The sequence below is a fragment of the Neisseria sp. HMSC068C12 genome (genome assembly GCF_001814095.1).
Classification (GTDB): Bacteria; Pseudomonadota; Gammaproteobacteria; order Burkholderiales; family Neisseriaceae; genus Neisseria; species Neisseria perflava.
In genome coordinates this window covers 73,341-89,838 of sequence record NZ_KV814823.1, presented here as the reverse complement: position 1 = coordinate 89,838, position 16,498 = coordinate 73,341, and the positions used below count along the sequence as shown (strand labels likewise).

At 48.5% G+C, this 16,498-nt stretch carries 15 protein-coding genes; 8 read left to right on the top strand and 7 right to left on the bottom strand.

What is annotated here, in order from left to right; translation table 11 throughout:
• Positions 1-131: 131 nt before the first annotated feature.
• The gene (locus tag HMPREF2952_RS07040; protein WP_039862088.1) at positions 132-1,706 is read left to right on the top strand and encodes an inorganic phosphate transporter; all 1,575 of its coding nucleotides are present in this window, start codon (positions 132-134) and stop codon (positions 1,704-1,706) included.
• A 342-nt stretch (positions 1,707-2,048) separates the two neighbouring features.
• Here HMPREF2952_RS07040 and HMPREF2952_RS07035 read toward each other — a convergent pair whose 3' ends face one another.
• From HMPREF2952_RS07035 to secA, 3 genes are all read right to left on the bottom strand, one after another.
• On the bottom strand, positions 2,049-2,486 hold the full coding sequence (locus HMPREF2952_RS07035) for a ProQ/FINO family protein (protein ID WP_004519616.1): 438 nt from the start codon (positions 2,484-2,486) through the stop codon (positions 2,049-2,051).
• A gap of 117 nt (positions 2,487-2,603) precedes the next feature.
• Positions 2,604-3,704, bottom strand: coding sequence for a chorismate synthase (gene aroC / locus HMPREF2952_RS07030; RefSeq protein ID WP_070695431.1), 1,101 nt, complete (start codon positions 3,702-3,704; stop codon positions 2,604-2,606).
• Between the two features lie 132 nt (positions 3,705-3,836).
• Positions 3,837-6,590 (bottom strand): preprotein translocase subunit SecA, encoded by a 2,754-nt coding sequence (gene secA / locus HMPREF2952_RS07025; protein WP_070695429.1) that lies wholly within the window; start codon positions 6,588-6,590, stop codon positions 3,837-3,839.
• A gap of 154 nt (positions 6,591-6,744) precedes the next feature.
• Here secA and HMPREF2952_RS07020 point away from each other — a divergent pair, with 154 nt between their 5' ends.
• The 7 genes from HMPREF2952_RS07020 (at position 6,745) to argF (ending at position 12,535) form a co-directional block, all read left to right on the top strand.
• Complete coding sequence (locus HMPREF2952_RS07020) at positions 6,745-7,167, top strand: DciA family protein (protein WP_036493295.1); 423 nt, start codon at positions 6,745-6,747, stop codon at positions 7,165-7,167.
• A gap of 291 nt (positions 7,168-7,458) precedes the next feature.
• Positions 7,459-8,037: an azurin gene (gene azu, locus HMPREF2952_RS07015; protein ID WP_036493110.1), complete on the top strand. Its 579-nt coding sequence runs from the start codon at positions 7,459-7,461 to the stop codon at positions 8,035-8,037.
• Positions 8,038-8,129: 92 nt separating this feature from the next.
• Positions 8,130-8,639, top strand: coding sequence for a hemerythrin domain-containing protein (locus HMPREF2952_RS07010; RefSeq protein WP_070695428.1), 510 nt, complete (start codon positions 8,130-8,132; stop codon positions 8,637-8,639).
• Between the two features lie 33 nt (positions 8,640-8,672).
• Positions 8,673-9,293: a glucose-6-phosphate 1-dehydrogenase family protein gene (locus HMPREF2952_RS07005; protein ID WP_004519621.1), complete on the top strand. Its 621-nt coding sequence runs from the start codon at positions 8,673-8,675 to the stop codon at positions 9,291-9,293.
• Positions 9,294-9,405: 112 nt separating this feature from the next.
• Positions 9,406-10,539: a succinyl-diaminopimelate desuccinylase gene (dapE, locus tag HMPREF2952_RS07000; RefSeq protein ID WP_070695425.1), complete on the top strand. Its 1,134-nt coding sequence runs from the start codon at positions 9,406-9,408 to the stop codon at positions 10,537-10,539.
• Positions 10,540-10,637: 98 nt separating this feature from the next.
• On the top strand, positions 10,638-11,393 hold the full coding sequence (locus HMPREF2952_RS06995; protein WP_004519623.1) for a methylated-DNA--[protein]-cysteine S-methyltransferase: 756 nt from the start codon (positions 10,638-10,640) through the stop codon (positions 11,391-11,393).
• A 146-nt stretch (positions 11,394-11,539) separates the two neighbouring features.
• A complete protein-coding gene (argF, locus tag HMPREF2952_RS06990) occupies positions 11,540-12,535 on the top strand; it encodes an ornithine carbamoyltransferase (RefSeq protein WP_004519625.1) in 996 nt (331 codons plus the stop codon).
• A 98-nt stretch (positions 12,536-12,633) separates the two neighbouring features.
• Here argF and HMPREF2952_RS06985 read toward each other — a convergent pair whose 3' ends face one another.
• The 4 genes from HMPREF2952_RS06985 to hemN all read right to left on the bottom strand — a co-directional run bounded on the left by HMPREF2952_RS06985 (position 12,634) and on the right by hemN (position 16,402).
• Positions 12,634-13,620 carry a TraB/GumN family protein gene (locus HMPREF2952_RS06985; RefSeq protein ID WP_004519626.1) on the bottom strand — a complete coding sequence of 329 codons (987 nt, stop codon included), beginning with the start codon at positions 13,618-13,620 and terminating at the stop codon, positions 12,634-12,636.
• 38 nt (positions 13,621-13,658) lie between these two features.
• The gene (locus HMPREF2952_RS06980) at positions 13,659-13,904 is read right to left on the bottom strand and encodes a DUF1289 domain-containing protein (RefSeq protein ID WP_004519627.1); all 246 of its coding nucleotides are present in this window, start codon (positions 13,902-13,904) and stop codon (positions 13,659-13,661) included.
• A gap of 612 nt (positions 13,905-14,516) precedes the next feature.
• The gene (locus tag HMPREF2952_RS06970; RefSeq protein ID WP_004519629.1) at positions 14,517-14,849 is read right to left on the bottom strand and encodes a hypothetical protein; all 333 of its coding nucleotides are present in this window, start codon (positions 14,847-14,849) and stop codon (positions 14,517-14,519) included.
• A 131-nt stretch (positions 14,850-14,980) separates the two neighbouring features.
• Positions 14,981-16,402 (bottom strand): oxygen-independent coproporphyrinogen III oxidase, encoded by a 1,422-nt coding sequence (gene hemN / locus HMPREF2952_RS06965; RefSeq protein WP_004519630.1) that lies wholly within the window; start codon positions 16,400-16,402, stop codon positions 14,981-14,983.
• Positions 16,403-16,498 lie beyond the last annotated feature (96 nt).

Sequence of the window (16,498 nt, the reverse complement as noted above, 5' to 3'; positions counted from 1 at the left end):
AAAGCGACATTTTAACGCCTTTTGACGTTTTTACGGGAATTTCGGCATTTAATGTAAATAGTTGGTGCAAGAAAGATTACAAAGAGGTTAAAATAACGTGACTCAACATGTTTTCCAAAAGGAAACTTTCCATGGCTCAAACTCAGTCGAGTGCGAACTTGAAGCTGATTAATACGGTTTTTGCCGCTATGCTTGTGAGCATGGTCGGCTATTTTATTTATTGGGGCCTGGGTTATACCCACTACAACCACTCCGGCCTGTTTATCCTTGCTACCTTTTTCGGCGTCTTCATGGCGTTTAATGTGGGTGGTAACGATATTGCTAACTCTTTCGGTACAAGTGTCGGCTCCGGCACATTGACTATTCCGCAAGCTTTGCTGATTGCGGCAGTATTTGAAGTCAGCGGCGCAGTGATTGCCGGCGGCGAGGTAACAGATACCATCCGTAAGGGTATTGTCGATTTGAATGGCATGCATCTGGATCCGATGCAGTTTGTTTTTATTATGATGTCTGCGCTTTTGGCTGCGGCATTGTGGCTGCTTTTTGCATCGCGCAAAGGTCTGCCGGTTTCTACGACACACGCCATTATCGGCGGTATCGTCGGTAGTGCCTTGTGTATGGCGGCATTGAACGGTGTGGATTCCATTGCGCTGATTCAATGGGACAAGTTGGGCGAAATTGCCTTGTCTTGGATTTTGTCTCCGGTATTAGGTGGCATCGTTTCCTATCTATTGTTTTCACGAATTAAGAAAAACGTTTTGGACTACAACTCTTGGGCCGATAATACGCTCAAAGGCATCAAGTTGGAGAAGAAAGCCTATAAAGAAGAGCACCGCCTGTTTTTTGATGCCTTGAGTGAATCTGAAAAAGTCGAATACGCCACCAAAATGGCGCACGATGCCCAAATTTATGATGAGCCGGACTTTGATCCTGAAGAATTGCAGTCTGAGTATTATCGCGGTCTGCACCGCTTTGACAGCCGTAAGGGCGAAGTAGATTCTTACAAAGCACTGCATTCCTGGGTGCCGTTTATTGCTTCTGTCGGCGGCATGATGATTGCGGCCATGTTGATTTTTAAAGGTCTGAAAAATCTGCATTTGGGCATGAGCAACGTCAACAGCTTCCTGACCATTTTCATGATCGGCGCAGCTATTTGGATGGGTACGTTTGTATTCGCCAAAAGTTTGAAACGCAAAGATTTGGATAAATCGACTTTCCAAATGTTCTCATGGATGCAGGTATTTACTGCTTGCGGTTTCGCATTCAGCCATGGTGCAAACGATATTGCCAATGCGATTGGTCCGTTTGCCGCGATTATGGATGTGCTGCGTACCAACAGCATTACTTCTCAAAACGCCGTGCCGCCAATTGCCATGTTGACTTTCGGTATCGCTTTGATCGTCGGCTTATGGTTTGTCGGTAAAGAAGTGATTAAAACCGTAGGCACCAGCTTAGCAGAAATGCACCCCGCGTCAGGCTTCTCAGCAGAGCTTTCTGCCGCCGCCGTCGTGATGGCCGCATCATTTATGGGCTTGCCTGTTTCCAGTACCCATATCTTGGTAGGTGCAGTTTTGGGTATCGGCTTGGTTAACCGCAATGCCAACTGGAAATTGATGAAACCGATCGGCCTTGCTTGGGTTATTACCTTGCCTGCTGCTGCCGTTTTGTCTGTTGTCAGCTATTTGGTTTTGCAAGCCGTGTTTTAACTGACTGTTTGATTTAAAAAGGCCGTCTGAAAGATATTTCAGACGGCCTTTACTTATGTTCATAAGAGTAGATTTTAGATTGCTTTAATGTCGAACAAATAATGTTGTTCAATGTTTAAATTGATACAAGAATAATCAGCGTAATAAAGAAATACCTTATTGGGAATAGCTTAGAAAAGATTTTGGTTTCAAAACTTGGCTTGGTGGGGGTAAACAAGGCTATTTTTAATCAGCCACTATAAGGTTAAGGCAATAAAAAGCCCCAATTCATCGACGTTAAAGATGTCGTATTAAATTGGGGCTCTATTTATTTAGTGCAAGCCTTATCAGGCCGTCTGAACATTATTCAGAAGCTTCGTTGGTCTCGGCTTGAGTAGGAGCTACTTCTGCTTCTGTAGTAGCCTTAGCGGCTTGACGTTCGGCTTGTGCAGCCAATGCCTGTTGAACGGCTGGGTGCTGTTGGGCGATGGTTTGTTCTTCTGCGCTGACTTCGCCTTTGAAGCGGTTATTCAAGTCAAAACGTTTGCCGCCGCGAGCCAGGGCTTTCAGATAGCGCGGACGGCGGCAGTGGTTAGCCAGTACGCGTGCAATCAGTGCAGGGTCGTATTGGGGCAGGGCGGCAACCAAGTCTTGGTCGATACCGACGGCCAACGGTTTGAATCGTTTGAATACATCATATTTGCCGTAAATGTGGTCGGCAATCATGTCTGTCTGTTTTTTCTTGCTCATAGTTTGGACGGCAGATTTCAGCGCAGCGCCCAAAGCGGTTTCTTGTGCCATTGCGGTTGTATTCCTCTAATATAAATCCGTATTTTCGTCATACGGCAATAAGGTGCTATTGTAGTATAAAGACTGTGATTTGGCTAAATTTTTCTGAGAATATTCAGAAATAAACGGTTATTTTTCCAATTTGGCAATGTCTGGTGTATTAACCTGAACATCGGCATTTTGTGCACGATGGCGTAAGGCGTGGTCGATCAAGACCAATGCCAGCATGGCTTCTGCAATCGGAGCGGCGCGTAATCCGACGCAGGGGTCGTGGCGGCCGTGTGTGGCAAGTTCGACAGGGTTGCCCTCTATATCAATACTGCGGCGCGGTGTGGCGATGGAACTGGTCGGTTTAATGGCAATATTCACATGAATGTCTTGTCCGGTGCTGATGCCACCCAAGATGCCGCCTGAGTGGTTGGATAGAAAGCCTTGAGGCGTGAGCTCGTCGCCGTGCTCGCTGCCGCGTTGAGTTACGCTATCAAAACCTGCGCCGATTTCCATGCCTTTGACGGCATTGATGCCCATCATGGCATAGGCAATTTCTGCATCGAGGCGGTCAAAAACTGGTTCGCCTAAGCCGACGGGGACGTTAACCGCTTCGATATGAAGTTTTGCGCCGACAGAATCCAATGATTTGCGCACGCTGTCCATATAGTTTTCCAAGTCCTCAATTTGGCTTTGATTTGCGGCAAAAAAAGGATTTTGGGAAATATATTCGTAACCTTCAAACTGGATTTCTTTTTCGCCGACTTGGGTAACGTAGGCGGTGATTTCCGTGCCGAATTTTTCTTTCAGCCATTTTTTTGCAACTGCTCCGGCGGCAACACGTGCAGCAGTTTCGCGGGCGGAACTTCTACCGCCGCCGCGATAGTCGCGTGTGCCGTATTTGTGCCAGTAGGTGTAATCGGCATGTCCGGGGCGGAAACTGGTGGCGATATTGCCATAGTCTTTGCTGCGTTGGTCGGTATTACGGATCAGGAGGGCGATAGGAGTGCCGGTGGTTTTGCCTTCGAATACGCCGGAGAGGATTTCGACTTGGTCGGCTTCGCGGCGTTGGGTAACGTGGCGGCTGGTGCCGGGTTTGCGGCGGTCAAGGTCAAGCTGGATATCCGCTTCGCTCAATTCTAATCCGGGCGGGCAGCCATCAATGATGCAGCCCAAGCCTGCGCCGTGGCTTTCGCCGAAAGTGGTAATGGTAAAGATTTGTCCGAAGGTGTTGCCTGCCATAGGGATACTCTTTTGAAATTGGGTTTGGAAATTTTTTGCTTGTTTGGATAATTCTCAGGCCGTCTGAACGGTGAAACGAGAATCTTTGATTTCGTTGTCACATCTGTTCAGACGGCCTTTTGAGATGACTGCTTAGTTCAATTTACCGTGGCACTGTTTGTATTTCAGGCCGCTGCCGCAAGGGCAAGGATCGTTGCGGTGAACAATCAGGCCGTTTTGTGCAAGCGCTTCAGGGCTGAAGTCTGTGCCGTCAGGGTCGAACGCTTCGGTAACCAAATCGGTTTGCGATTGACCGAGCAATTCTTCCATATCAGGCGCATCGGAGTGGACAGTTTGAACATCGCTGACGCTTTGTACGGCAGTGTGGTCGTATTCGCTGTTGCGCTCGATTTGAACGGCAGTCAGCAAAGCGGCAATGTTTTGTTTGATACCGCGCCACAGATTTTCAAACATGGCGAAAGCTTCGCGTTTGTATTCCTGTTTTGGATTTTTCTGAGCATAGCTGCGCAGATGGATACCTTGGCGCAAGTAGTCCATAGCGGCGAGGTGCTCGCGCCATTGGTTGTCGATAACTTGCAGCATAACGTTGCGTTCGAAATCCGACATGGCTTGTTTGCCGACCAATTCGACTTTTTCAGCGTATTCGTCTTCGATGCGTTTGATGAGGCGTTCTTTAATGTCTTGGTTGTCCAAAGTGCTGTCTTCTTTCAGCCAGCCTTTAATATCGACATGCAGGCGGAAATCGGCGGCAAGTTGGTGCTCAAGTGCCGGAATGTCCCATTGCTCTTCCATGCTGTCAGGCGGAATGTGGTAATCAACCAAGTCGCTGATAACGTCGGCGCGGATTTCGCGAGTCAAATCGCTGACGTCTTTAGTCGTCAGGATTTCGTTACGTTGATGGTAAATCACTTTACGTTGGTCGTTGGCAACGTCATCATATTCTAAAACCTGTTTACGCATATCGAAGTTGCGGCCTTCGACTTTACGTTGCGCGCCTTCGATTTGACGGGTCAGCAGGCCGTGTTCGATGGCAACGCCGCGCTCGGGTGCCAGGCGGTTGAGGATGGCGGCGGCACGGTCGAGAGCAAAGAGGCGCAATAATGGGTCTTCAAACGACAGGTAGAAACGGCTGGAGCCTGGGTCACCCTGACGGCCTGCACGACCGCGCAATTGGTTGTCGATACGGCGGCTTTCATGGCGTTCCGTACCGATAATGTGCAAACCGCCTGCGGCCACAACTTGGTCGTGTTCGGTTTGCCAGCCGCTTTCAAGGGCGGAAATTTGCGCTTGTTTTTGCTGTTCGCTCAGAGTTTCATCGGCGTGGATGGCTTCGATTTGATGTTTGAGGTTGCCGCCCAAGACAATATCGGTACCGCGGCCCGCCATGTTGGTGGCAACGGTAATTGCGCCGACTTTACCGGCTTGGGCCACAATCAATGCCTCGCGCTCGTGTTCTTTGGCGTTGAGGACGTTATGCGGCAGACCGGCTTCGTGTAACAAACGGGAAACCAGTTCGGAGTTTTCGATGCTGGTGGTACCGACCAAAACCGGTTGGCCGTTTTTGTGACATTCGGCGATGTCTTTGACAACGGCTTCAAATTTTTCTTCGGCCGAGCGGAAGATTTGGTCGTTGAAGTCTTTACGTTGTACCGGACGGTTGGTCGGGATGATGACGGTTTCGAGGTTGTAAATGCTTTGGAACTCGAAGGCTTCGGTGTCGGCCGTACCGGTCATGCCGGACAGTTTGCTGTACAGGCGGAAGTAGTTTTGGAAGGTAATGGAGGCAAGCGTTTGGTTTTCGCGTTTGATTTCTACGCCTTCCTTGGCTTCAACGGCTTGGTGCAAGCCTTCGGACCAACGGCGGCCGGCCATCAGACGGCCTGTGAACTCGTCCACAATCACGATTTCGCCGTCTTGAATGACGTAGTGTTGGTCTTTGTGGAACAGGGTGTGCGCACGCAATGCCGCCATGAGGTGGTGCATCAGGGAAATATTGGCGGCAGAGTAGAGCGAGTCATTTTCCTGCAATAAGCCCATTTGGGTCAGGATTTGCTCGGCGTGTTCGTGACCGGCTTCGCTTAGAATAACTTGGTGTGCTTTTTCATCTACCCAGTAATCGCCTTCGCCTTCTTCGGTTTCTTGGCGGATAAGGTGGGCTGGAACAGCATCCATCACGCGGTAGAGCTGGATGTTGTCATCTGCCTGGCCGGAAATAATCAGCGGCGTACGAGCTTCGTCGATCAAAATGGAGTCCACTTCGTCGACAACGGCAAAGTTCAATTCGCGCTGAACTTTGTCGTATTGGTCGGTCACCATATTGTCGCGCAGGTAGTCGAAACCGAATTCGTTGTTGGTGCCGTAAGTAATGTCGGCACCGTAAGCGGTTTGGCGTTCGAAAGGTTGCAAATCGGCTACGATCACGCCGACGCTCAAGCCCAAGAAGTTGTACAACGGCTCCATAATGCCTGCGTCACGGGAGGCGAGGTAGTCGTTGACGGTAACGACGTGTACACCTTTTCCTGACAATGCATTCAGGTAAACGGCAAGGGTGGCCACCAATGTCTTACCTTCACCGGTACGCATTTCGGCGATTTTGCCATGGTGCAGGACCATACCGCCGATCAGTTGTACATCGAAGTGGCGCATGCCCAATACACGGCGGGATGCCTCGCGGCAGACGGCAAAGGCTTCAACCAAAATATCATCTAGCGTTTGTCCGTCAGCGAGGCGTTGTTTGAATTCGGCGGTTTTGGCCTGTAAATCTGCGTCGCTCAACGCTTTCATCTGTTCTTCGAGTGCATTGATTTTAGCAACGGATTTACGATATTGTTTCAGCAGGCGGTCGTTGCGGCTGCCGAAGATTTTCTTAGCAATGTTTGTCAGCATGAATAATTCCTGCGCCTTGATATAATAGTGGGCGAAATTGGGATTTTAACACAAGCGCTTGTATAACGCGGTAATGCTGTTTGAAATAAAGGCGGTTTTGCCGTATTTCAATTGTAATTGTTTGGTTAATTTACTGAAAGGCCGTCTGAAATATATGGATTTAGCACAATTGGGCAAGCGCGACCGCTTATTGGCGGGCTTGTTGCAACAATCGCAACAATGGCGGAAATTGGATGCAAAAATCAAAACGGTTTTGCCGGTCAACCTGCATCCGCATTTTCAGACGGCCTGTATCGAAGACGGAAGACTGGTTTTGCTGGCCGCCAACAATATGGCTGCTTCGCGTTTGAAAATGATCCTGCCCGCCATGTTGCCCAAGTTGCAAGCATTGCACGACGGAATACGGGAAGTGGCGGTCAGGGTGGTCCCCAAACCTCCGTCTCAGCCGAAAACCAACAGCTTGCGATTGAGCGAGGCCGCTTTGGACAGCTTCGATGCGGCTGCGGCCAAATTGGAAGGCAGGCATCCCGAATTAGCAGCGGCATTGGCAGAATTGGTACGCAAGCACAGCCGCTAAAATCATGCCGAATGAGATTATGGTTAATAAATGTTAAAACTTATTTCATTTGACCGATAGTATCTAATACTAAAGAAATACGACCTAAACAGTAACTGTTTTCTTTTAGGTAAACTGATGTAAACTTGGCCTGAAACTTTGATTTCGTGTGAAGTTTGTAGCAAAATAACGCCTGAATTTCTTATCGCTCTGCGTGAATAAGTTTAAGTCTGGTATTTGCCTTTGTTAATATATTCGCGCGGGTTCTATTAATAGAACTTAACAAGACTCTCATCATTAGGAGATACATCAATGAAAGCTTATCTGGCTCTGATTTCCGCTGCCGTTATCGGCTTGGCTGCATGCTCTCAAGAAGCTGCAAAACCTGCTGAAGCACCTGCTGCTTCCGCTGCTTCTGAAGCTGCTCCTGCAGAAACTACTGCACCTGCCGATGCTGCTCCTGCATCTGAAGCTGCTCCGGCCGATGCTGCCGCCGCTCCTGCTGCCGGCAACTGCGCGACTACTGTTGAAGCCAACGACGCTATGCAGTTCAACACTAAAGAAATCCAAGTAAGCAAAGCTTGTAAAGAATTCACCATTACTTTGAAACACACCGGTACCCAACCTAAAGAAAGCATGGGTCACAACATCGTCATCGGTAAAGCCGAAGACATGGACGGTATTTTCAAAGACGGTGCCGGTGCTGCTGCAACTGACTACGTTAAACCTGACGACGCACGCGTTGTTGCCCACACCAAACTGGTTGGCGGCGGCGAAGAATCTTCCCTGACTCTGGATCCTGCTAAATTGGCCGGCGGCGAATACAAATTCGCTTGTACCTTCCCAGGTCACGGTGCTTTGATGAACGGTAAAGTTACTTTGGTTGACTAATCCGCTTTAAGCTTAAAAACAGACAGCCTGCCTTGCGCAGGCTGTTTTGTTATAATCTGGAAACATTAATTTAAGAATAAAACCTCAAAACCATGAATCCGTTTGAAACCAAAAGCGTTACTTTTGCCGAACCCATTGAAATGTTGTACGCCTGTCATGGCAAAGTGCGCCGTTTCTGCAGCCAGGTTGCCATGTTGTCGGACTATATTGCCGAAAACGGCTGCAATCAAATCGTTTTGCAAACCATCCGCCAGATTGCCCAATATTTTAATGTTGCCGCGCCGTTGCACCATGAAGACGAAGAAGAAAATTTCTTCCCGCTTCTATTGCAATATGCGCCGCAAGCCCAAGAAAGCGTTGACGAGCTTTTGCGCCAACATATCAGCCTGCACAACAACTGGGCGGCAGTATCCGCCGAATTTACCAAACTCGAAGCAGACAACACCTATGTCCCCGATGCGGAAGCGTTCAAACGCTTTGTCGCAGGATATGATGTCCATCTGGCGATTGAAGAGCCGCTGTTTGATATGGGCAAAACCTTTATCCCCAAAGAAAAACTGACCGAAATCGGCGAAATTATGGCTGCACGCCGCCGCAAATAAGGCCGTCTGAAACAATCGTCTCAAGGATATATTATGCTGACCCCAAAAAGTTGCGATTTGTTCAATATTCCCTTTTTCCAATTTTCCCAGCTTAAAAAATACCAGCCTGAAAGTATTCCGCAAATCAAGGCAGACTATAAAGAAAACTGGCAGGTATGGCAGCAGCTGATCCAGCAGGTTGCCGCCGAATTGGGTGCACCGTTTGCGCCGCCGCATATCGAACGCTGGTGTAACGGCTGGCAGGTCCGCGCCCATTTCTTTGCCTATTTCAAATACGAACAATATAAAAATTCCGCAGCAATTTTGTCGATTTTGCTCAACCGCCGCCGTTTGAGCGTCAGCTTGGATTGGCACTGCTATAAAGCCGATGTTTCCCCCATTGCGCTGCCTGATTACAACCGCTGGCTGGATAATTTTGATACCGAAAAATACGCTTCATTCGATATGTGGCACGGTGCGGAAAGCGAATATGACGATTATCGTACCGTCGCCCAACAAAGCGACGGCGATAGAAAGCTTCGAGACGATAAAGATTTCTTCTGTATCGGCAAACACATCGAACGCGATGATTTGGGCAAGCAGGATGTCGCGAAATGGATAGTGGAAACAGTGGAAGACTTACTGCCGCTGTATGAAGCTTGTCATGGAAAATAAATCAGGATGCAGAAAGGGAAACTGCCCATTCAGTATCTTCAAATAAACTCAAGGCCGTCTGAAAATCATATTCAGAACGTTTCAGACGGCCTGTTTCTCAAAGTGAGCAAATATGACCGAAACCCAATCCCTAGAGCTTGCCAAAGCGCTGATTTCCCGCCCGTCCGTTACGCCGGATGACCAAAACTGCCAACAACTGCTGGCCGAACGCCTACAAAAAATCGGTTTTGCCGTAGAAGAGCTTCATTTCGGCGACACCAAAAACATTTGGTTGCGCCGCGGTACGCAGGCTCCGGTGTTCTGCTTTGCCGGACATACCGACGTTGTGCCGACAGGCCCTGTTGAAAAATGGGATTCGCCTCCGTTTGAACCGACCGAGCGTGAAGACCGTCTGTATGGCCGCGGCGCGGCGGACATGAAAACCAGCATTGCCTGCTTCGTTACCGCCTGTGAGCGTTTCGTTGCCGAATATCCCGATCATCAAGGCAGTATCGCGCTCCTGATTACTTCAGACGAAGAGGGCGATGCGCTGGATGGCACAACCAAAGTTGTCGATGTATTGAAAGCGCGTGGCGAATTGATTGATTACTGTATCGTCGGCGAACCGACTGCCGTGGATAAATTGGGCGATATGTTGAAAAACGGCCGACGCGGCTCGTTGTCGGGCAATCTGACCATCAAAGGCAAGCAAGGCCATATTGCCTATCCGCATTTGGCAATCAATCCCGTGCATACTTTTGCCCCGGCCTTGCTGGAGCTGACGCAGGAAGTCTGGGACGAGGGCAACGAATACTTCCCGCCGACCAGTTTCCAAATTTCCAATATTAACGGCGGCACAGGCGCGACCAATGTGATTCCGGGCGAGCTAAACGTCAAATTCAATTTCCGTTTCTCTACCGAGTCTACTGAAGAAGGGCTGAAACAACGCGTTCATACCATTTTGGATAAACACGGCGTGCAATACGATTTGCAGTGGTCTTGCTCAGGCCAACCTTTCCTGACACAGGCAGGAAAACTGACCGATGTGGCACGCGAAGCCATTGCCGAGATTTGTAGCGTTGAGGCTGAATTGTCCACCACCGGCGGCACTTCGGACGGACGCTTCATCAAAGCCATTGCGAAAGAGCTCATCGAATTAGGCCCGTCTAACGCGACCATCCACCAAATCAACGAAAACGTACGTTTGGAAGATATTCCGAAGTTGTCGGCGGTGTATGAAGGTATGTTGAAACGCCTGTTGAAGTGAAAAGGCCGTACCGTAGGCTTTGAAAAACGATAGGGCGATACGATTCTTTTGCTCTTTCGGTTTTCTCTTAAGTTATCGATAATTGAACAAGGCAAAATATGATTACTCTGCCTTCTTTAAACGAGCTTCCATCAAAGTGGAATGAAATCCGAGAGCAGTTGGAAACTGACTTTCCCGCTACTCTCGAAGCCTTACTGCACGAGCGTCTTACCGAACACGAAGCCAAGCAGTTTGAGCAGGATTTTATTGACTGTATCGGTTGTGCGCCTGAAGAATATGTCCGTATCCGCCGAGCTATCCGACTGTTGGAAACGCGTTATCCTGATAGTCCGAACGAACTGACTGCGGCCGCGGTTGCCACGCCGTTGGGCGAGATGTTGGCGGTGTTCGGCAGCAAGGGTTTGTGTCTGCTGGAATTTGTCGGGCAGAAACATATGGAACAGGAAATCATGGCTGTCCAAAAAGCTTTGAACGGACAGTTTATTTTCCAAGAAAATGAGCAAACGCAACTTTTGCGTCAAGAATTGGATTTATACTTCCAAGGCCGTCTAAAAGTTTTTGCGACGCCTTTGGAAACGATAGGTACAGCCTTTCAGCAGCAGGTGTGGAATGCGCTGCTGACTATTCCTTACGGCGAAACGCGCAGCTACAAGGAGCAGGCGCAACAGTTGGGCAATCCTAAAGCCATTCGCGCCGTTGCCGCTGCAAACGGGCAGAACAAGGTGTCTATCTTGATTCCCTGCCACCGCGTTATCGGTAGCGACGGTAAGCTGACCGGCTACGCAGGCGGTTTGAACCGCAAACAATCGTTGCTTGCCTTGGAGAGAGGCGAGGTTCAGACGGCCTTGTTTTGAGTTTTGATAGAGGATAAGGGGCCATGCTTCGGGCAGGCTTCGCACGTTAAAAAAATTGAGCAGCAGAAGGTCGGTGGAAGCCCGACGAAATCTGCATGGAGAAAAATGTTGGGCAACGCCCACGCTAGAAAAAAGAGAAATAAGACATGAGCCTGAAAAACCGCCATTTTTTAAAACTTTTGGATTTCACGCCGGAAGAAATTACTGCCTATCTCGATCTTGCCGCCGAATTGAAAGCCGCTAAAAAAGCAGGGCGCGAGGTGCAGCGGATGAAGGGGAAAAACATTGCCCTGATTTTCGAGAAAACATCGACCCGCACCCGTTGCGCGTTTGAAGTGGCCGCGCGCGATCAAGGGGCAGGGGTAACTTATCTGGAGCCTTCTGCCAGCCAAATTGGGCATAAGGAAAGTATTAAGGATACGGCGCGGGTTTTGGGGCGGATGTTTGACGGTATCGAATATCGCGGTTTTGGACAGGATGTGGTGGAAGAGCTGGCCAAGTATGCAGGCGTGCCTGTGTTCAATGGTTTGACCAACGAGTTTCACCCGACTCAAATGCTTGCTGATGCGCTGACGATGCGCGAGCATAGCAACAAGCCTTTGAACCAAATTGCGTTTGCCTACGTCGGTGATGCGCGTTACAACATGGCCAATTCGTTGCTGGTGTTGGCTGCGAAACTGGGCATGGACGTGCGTATCGGTGCACCGAAAAGTTTGTGGCCGTCTGAAAACATTATCGAGACAGTGCAGGCTGTTGCCAAAGAGACCGGTGGACGGATTCTGTTGACGGAGAATGTGAAAGAAGCCGTGAAAGGCGTGGATTTTATCCATACCGATGTGTGGGTCAGCATGGGTGAGCCTAAAGAGGCGTGGCAGGAACGTATCGATTTGCTGAAAGATTACCGAGTTACGCCCGAATTAATGGCCGCGGCTGAAAATCCGCAAGTCAAGTTTATGCATTGCCTGCCTGCTTTCCATAATCGTGAAACCAAAGTCGGTGAATGGATTTATGAGACATTCGGCCTGAATGGTGTGGAAGTAACGGAAGAAGTCTTTGAAAGCGAAGCCAGTATTGTGTTTGATCAGGCAGAAAACCGGATGCACACGATTAAAGCGGTGATGGTAGCGGCATTGGGCGATTGAGTTTTGCGCTCAACGCTGCTTACCGCTTCATTTAATAGAGATTAAATAAAGGCCGTCTGAAAGAAAGACTTTCAGACGGCCTTGTTGTTTGATTGGGTTTATTGCCAAATCAGGACTTTGGGTTCGGGCGTCACTTGATAGCCTTCTTGACGCAATAGTTCGATTAAGCCTTTTCCGCTGGGTAAATGGGCAATGCCGACAGCAAAGAGGGTGCTTTGTTTGGCCGATTGCTTGCGGATTTCAGGTAGCCATGCCAAGTTACGGCGGATCAGGAGGTCGTTTTTCAGCCAATCGGACATGGCTTTGGCGTGTTTAGCATCAACACGTTTGAGGGTGCACTGTTCGGTTTCTTCCAAAAGTGGGATGAGTTCTTCAAAGCGGCCTTCTGAATAGGCTTGATGGAGTTTTTTGATATCTTCGGTTTCTTCTTTATTGGTTTTAATGCTGGCTTTCAGAAAGTTGAGCATGGTTTCTTCAGGCTGTGCTTTGAAGATTGCGGAAACTTCGTCCAAGCTTTCTAATGAACTACGCGGTTTGTTGATATTGACTGCTGCGTTGGTCAGCAACATATCTGCACCGGTTTCTGCGCTATATCCTTGGGGAAATGCGCTGCCGGCAAAAACCAATGCTGCCCACGGGTGGAGTTTGTCGGCAATTCTGGTGATGGGTCGGCTTTCTTCATTTTTTGAATAGATTTCTTGTAAAAGACGGAAATCTGTTTTGCCAAGCTTGCGGCTAAGCGGTTCGGTACTCATGACTTCTTTGAAGTATTTTTGATACATTTTTTTCGTTTCCGGACTGCTGTCCGGCAGTGGGTCAATTTCTGTGGTCAGTTGGTTGGTGGATTGCAACAGTTTGACCGCATCGGAAGACAAAGTTTGATTGGTTCGTCCCATGTGGATGGTGCCGAGCAGGTAGGAATCGGGTTGGCCTTCTTTGCTGATTTTCCAAACATTGCTGGTCAGTTTAGGCTGCTGCCAGTTAAGTTCGGCAGGTTTGTTGTCGGGTGAGATCGCGGCGGGTTTGCAGGCGCCCAGGGCGAGGGCAGTCAATGGCACAAGCAGGCAGGCAAGCAGTTTTTTCATGTTTTTCCTTATTGTGGTGTGCGGTAGGCAAGGGCAATTTAGAAATCGAGCAGGTTTTGAACCGGATGTTCGCCCGTTTCGGTTTTTTCCATTTTGCGGTTGCGGATTTTGGCTTTCCTGAGGGATAGAAGGTGCATGACTTGATGCTTTTGGCTGTCGGTCATCTGGAGCCAGTACAAGCGCTCTTCCCGGCTGCGCAGGCAGCCTTTGCAATAGCCTTTGGCATTGGCTTCACAAACGCCGATGCAGGGACTGGGGATGGGGAAAAAATCAGGTTGTTCCATATTTTAAAAGCGTTTGAGACAAGAGACTGGACAAACCAAAATTGCAGACTGCATTCGTATTTGTCTACACACGATCGGTGTATCCAGCAGGGTTCCTAATATCCAATTGAGTTGATCATTTCAATAAGTTTATATCTGCCACCCTAGGCATAAAAAACCTAAGAGAAACCATAAATATATCGCAGAAGAAGTCAGTATCTTCCCTATTTTCAGATTTCTCCAATAAAACCCAAGTAAGAACATTATAAAAATTAAAGGAATTCCAATATAAATATAATATTTAAGCGATCCTAATTCACTGAACACGTTTATAACAGAATAGAGACCGATAAATCCACCTGACCAAAAAACAATTATTGCTGGCCCTAAAAAAATAGCCGTTATTAAATGAGGGAGCAGTATGATTTTTATCCATTCTTTATATTTGTTGTTCATTTTAATCCCAATTACTTCAATGGTATCGTATCGATTCAAATGGGGGAGCAAAGTGTACAGTAACGTCACCAAGAATAATTACGGTATGTTTGGCAGAATCATGTTTTAATACATATTTGGAGTTCCGCTATATTTTGATTTTCAGACGACCTATGTGTAGCCCCAACTATCTGCATTTTATGACTTAATCAGTTTGCGCAAAGACTGATTGTTGTATTTGATATCGGCAATCAGCTGGTCATATTGGTGCATTCTACGGAGCGAGCGGGTAATTAGATAGACCGAGAAAATAATCAAGCTGATGTTCATCAGACTGACCAGTACGAGCAAAGGCCAAACATCAACGGCCTCGTACCATTTCGATGTCGCAATCAGCGCACTGAAAATAGACAAAGGGAGTGCGAAAACGGCAATGCCCGTACGCATGATAGCAAGTGCCGTGCGTTTTTCTGCAAGGAGAAGCTGTACTTGATTGATGCTGAGGATATCGTTTTGCTGTTCGGTAACCATAGGATACGCGCCTATACAAATTAACTTTGAATTCTGATAAAGCGGAAAATATGGTTTTATGTTACCCGAAAGTATTGAAAATAAAAACAAAGGTCGTCTGAAAATTTTTAGACGACCTTTTCCATTCCTGTTTATACGGTTTGCGAGTATTTGGCTTTGGTTTCTTTATGGCGCAAATGGTAGTCGAACACCATGGCGATGTTGCGGATCAGGAAACGGCCCTTCGGTGTCACGGTCAGGCTGTGCGGTTTGAGACGGACCAGGCCGAGGGTTTCAAGTTGCTTCATATCTTCCAGTTCGGCTGCAAAATAGCGGCTAAACGGAATGCCGAACACGCTTTCGTAAATTTGATAATCAAGCGAGAAGCGGCACATTAAATCCTGAATAATGTTGCGGCGCAGGATATCGTCTTGATCAAGCTGGTAGCCGCGCATAATCGGCAGATGTCCGGCATCAAGAGCGGCGTAATAGGCATCGATGTCGCGCTCGTTTTGGGAGTAGGTGCTGCCGATTTTGCCGATAGAGGACACGCCGATCGCTACCAAATCGCAGTCGGCATAGGTTGAGTAGCCTTGGAAGTTGCGTTGCAGGAAGCCTTCTTTGAGGGCGATGGAGAGTTCGTCGTCAGGTTTGGCAAAGTGGTCCATGCCAATGAAAACGTAGCCGCGCTCAGTCAGGGTTTGGACGCAATATTGCAGCATATCGAGTTTTTCTTCGCTGCCGGGAACGACATTGGTGTCGATACGGCGTTGCGGTTTGAAGATATGCGGCAGGTGGGCGTAGTGGTAGAGGGCGAGGCGGTCAGGGTCAAGCGACAAGACCGTGTCGATGGTGGTTTTGATGCTTTCGGTGTTTTGGTGCGGCAGGCCGTAAATCAAATCGACACTGACGGATTTGAACCCTGCTTCGCGGGCGGCATCGATGACTTCTTTGGTTTCTTCGTAACTTTGGATACGGTTGACGGCTGCCTGCACTTTAGGATCGAAGTCTTGAATGCCGACACTCATGCGGTTGAAACCGAGTTTGCCCAGTTTGAGGACGGTTTTGCGGCTGACTTTGCGCGGGTCGATTTCGATGGAGTATTCGCCGTTGGGGATGAGCTGGAAGTATTTGCGGATCATTTCGAAGACGCGTTCGAGTTGGTCGTCGCTTAGGAATGTCGGCGTGCCGCCGCCGAAGTGGAGTTGCGCAAGCTGGTGTCGTCCGCCTAAATGCGGTGCCAGCAACTCCATTTCTTTTTCCAGATACTGGATATAGGCATCGGCACGGCTTTTGTCTTTGGTAATGATTTTGTTGCAGCCGCAGTAGTAGCAGATGGTATTGCAGAAGGGGATGTGGATGTAGAGTGAAAGGGGTTTGTTGAGCGCGCCCATGTTACGCAGGTTTAAAGCTTGGATATATTCGGCTTCTTTAAAGCCTTCATGGAAGCGGTCGGCGGTCGGATAGGATGTATAACGTGGACCGCTTGATGGCAAACTGGCAATCAATTCGCGGTCGAATTCCGGTAATTCATTGTTTGTGTTAGTGTTATTTGAGATAGGGATGATTTTCATGGTCGGGGCTTGTAGTATGAAGTAAGGAAATTAGGGAAAATTTTAGTCAAAATTTCGATAGTTTGGTAGAATGCCTCATAATGATATGCCAACTTT

Excerpts from the sequence above, each read along its gene's own strand:
- HMPREF2952_RS07040 (WP_039862088.1), top strand. The coding sequence starts at position 132 with ATGGCTCAAACTCAGTCGAGTGCGAACTTGAAGCTGATTAATACGGTT.
- HMPREF2952_RS07035 (WP_004519616.1), bottom strand. The coding sequence starts at position 2,486 with ATGGCACAAGAAACCGCTTTGGGCGCTGCGCTGAAATCTGCCGTCCAA.
- aroC (WP_070695431.1), bottom strand. The coding sequence starts at position 3,704 with ATGGCAGGCAACACCTTCGGACAAATCTTTACCATTACCACTTTCGGC.
- secA (WP_070695429.1), bottom strand. The coding sequence starts at position 6,590 with ATGCTGACAAACATTGCTAAGAAAATCTTCGGCAGCCGCAACGACCGC.
- HMPREF2952_RS07020 (WP_036493295.1), top strand. The coding sequence starts at position 6,745 with ATGGATTTAGCACAATTGGGCAAGCGCGACCGCTTATTGGCGGGCTTG.
- azu (WP_036493110.1), top strand. The coding sequence starts at position 7,459 with ATGAAAGCTTATCTGGCTCTGATTTCCGCTGCCGTTATCGGCTTGGCT.
- HMPREF2952_RS07010 (WP_070695428.1), top strand. The coding sequence starts at position 8,130 with ATGAATCCGTTTGAAACCAAAAGCGTTACTTTTGCCGAACCCATTGAA.
- HMPREF2952_RS07005 (WP_004519621.1), top strand. The coding sequence starts at position 8,673 with ATGCTGACCCCAAAAAGTTGCGATTTGTTCAATATTCCCTTTTTCCAA.
- dapE (WP_070695425.1), top strand. The coding sequence starts at position 9,406 with ATGACCGAAACCCAATCCCTAGAGCTTGCCAAAGCGCTGATTTCCCGC.
- HMPREF2952_RS06995 (WP_004519623.1), top strand. The coding sequence starts at position 10,638 with ATGATTACTCTGCCTTCTTTAAACGAGCTTCCATCAAAGTGGAATGAA.
- argF (WP_004519625.1), top strand. The coding sequence starts at position 11,540 with ATGAGCCTGAAAAACCGCCATTTTTTAAAACTTTTGGATTTCACGCCG.
- HMPREF2952_RS06985 (WP_004519626.1), bottom strand. The coding sequence starts at position 13,620 with ATGAAAAAACTGCTTGCCTGCCTGCTTGTGCCATTGACTGCCCTCGCC.
- HMPREF2952_RS06980 (WP_004519627.1), bottom strand. The coding sequence starts at position 13,904 with ATGGAACAACCTGATTTTTTCCCCATCCCCAGTCCCTGCATCGGCGTT.
- HMPREF2952_RS06970 (WP_004519629.1), bottom strand. The coding sequence starts at position 14,849 with ATGGTTACCGAACAGCAAAACGATATCCTCAGCATCAATCAAGTACAG.
- hemN (WP_004519630.1), bottom strand. The coding sequence starts at position 16,402 with ATGAAAATCATCCCTATCTCAAATAACACTAACACAAACAATGAATTA.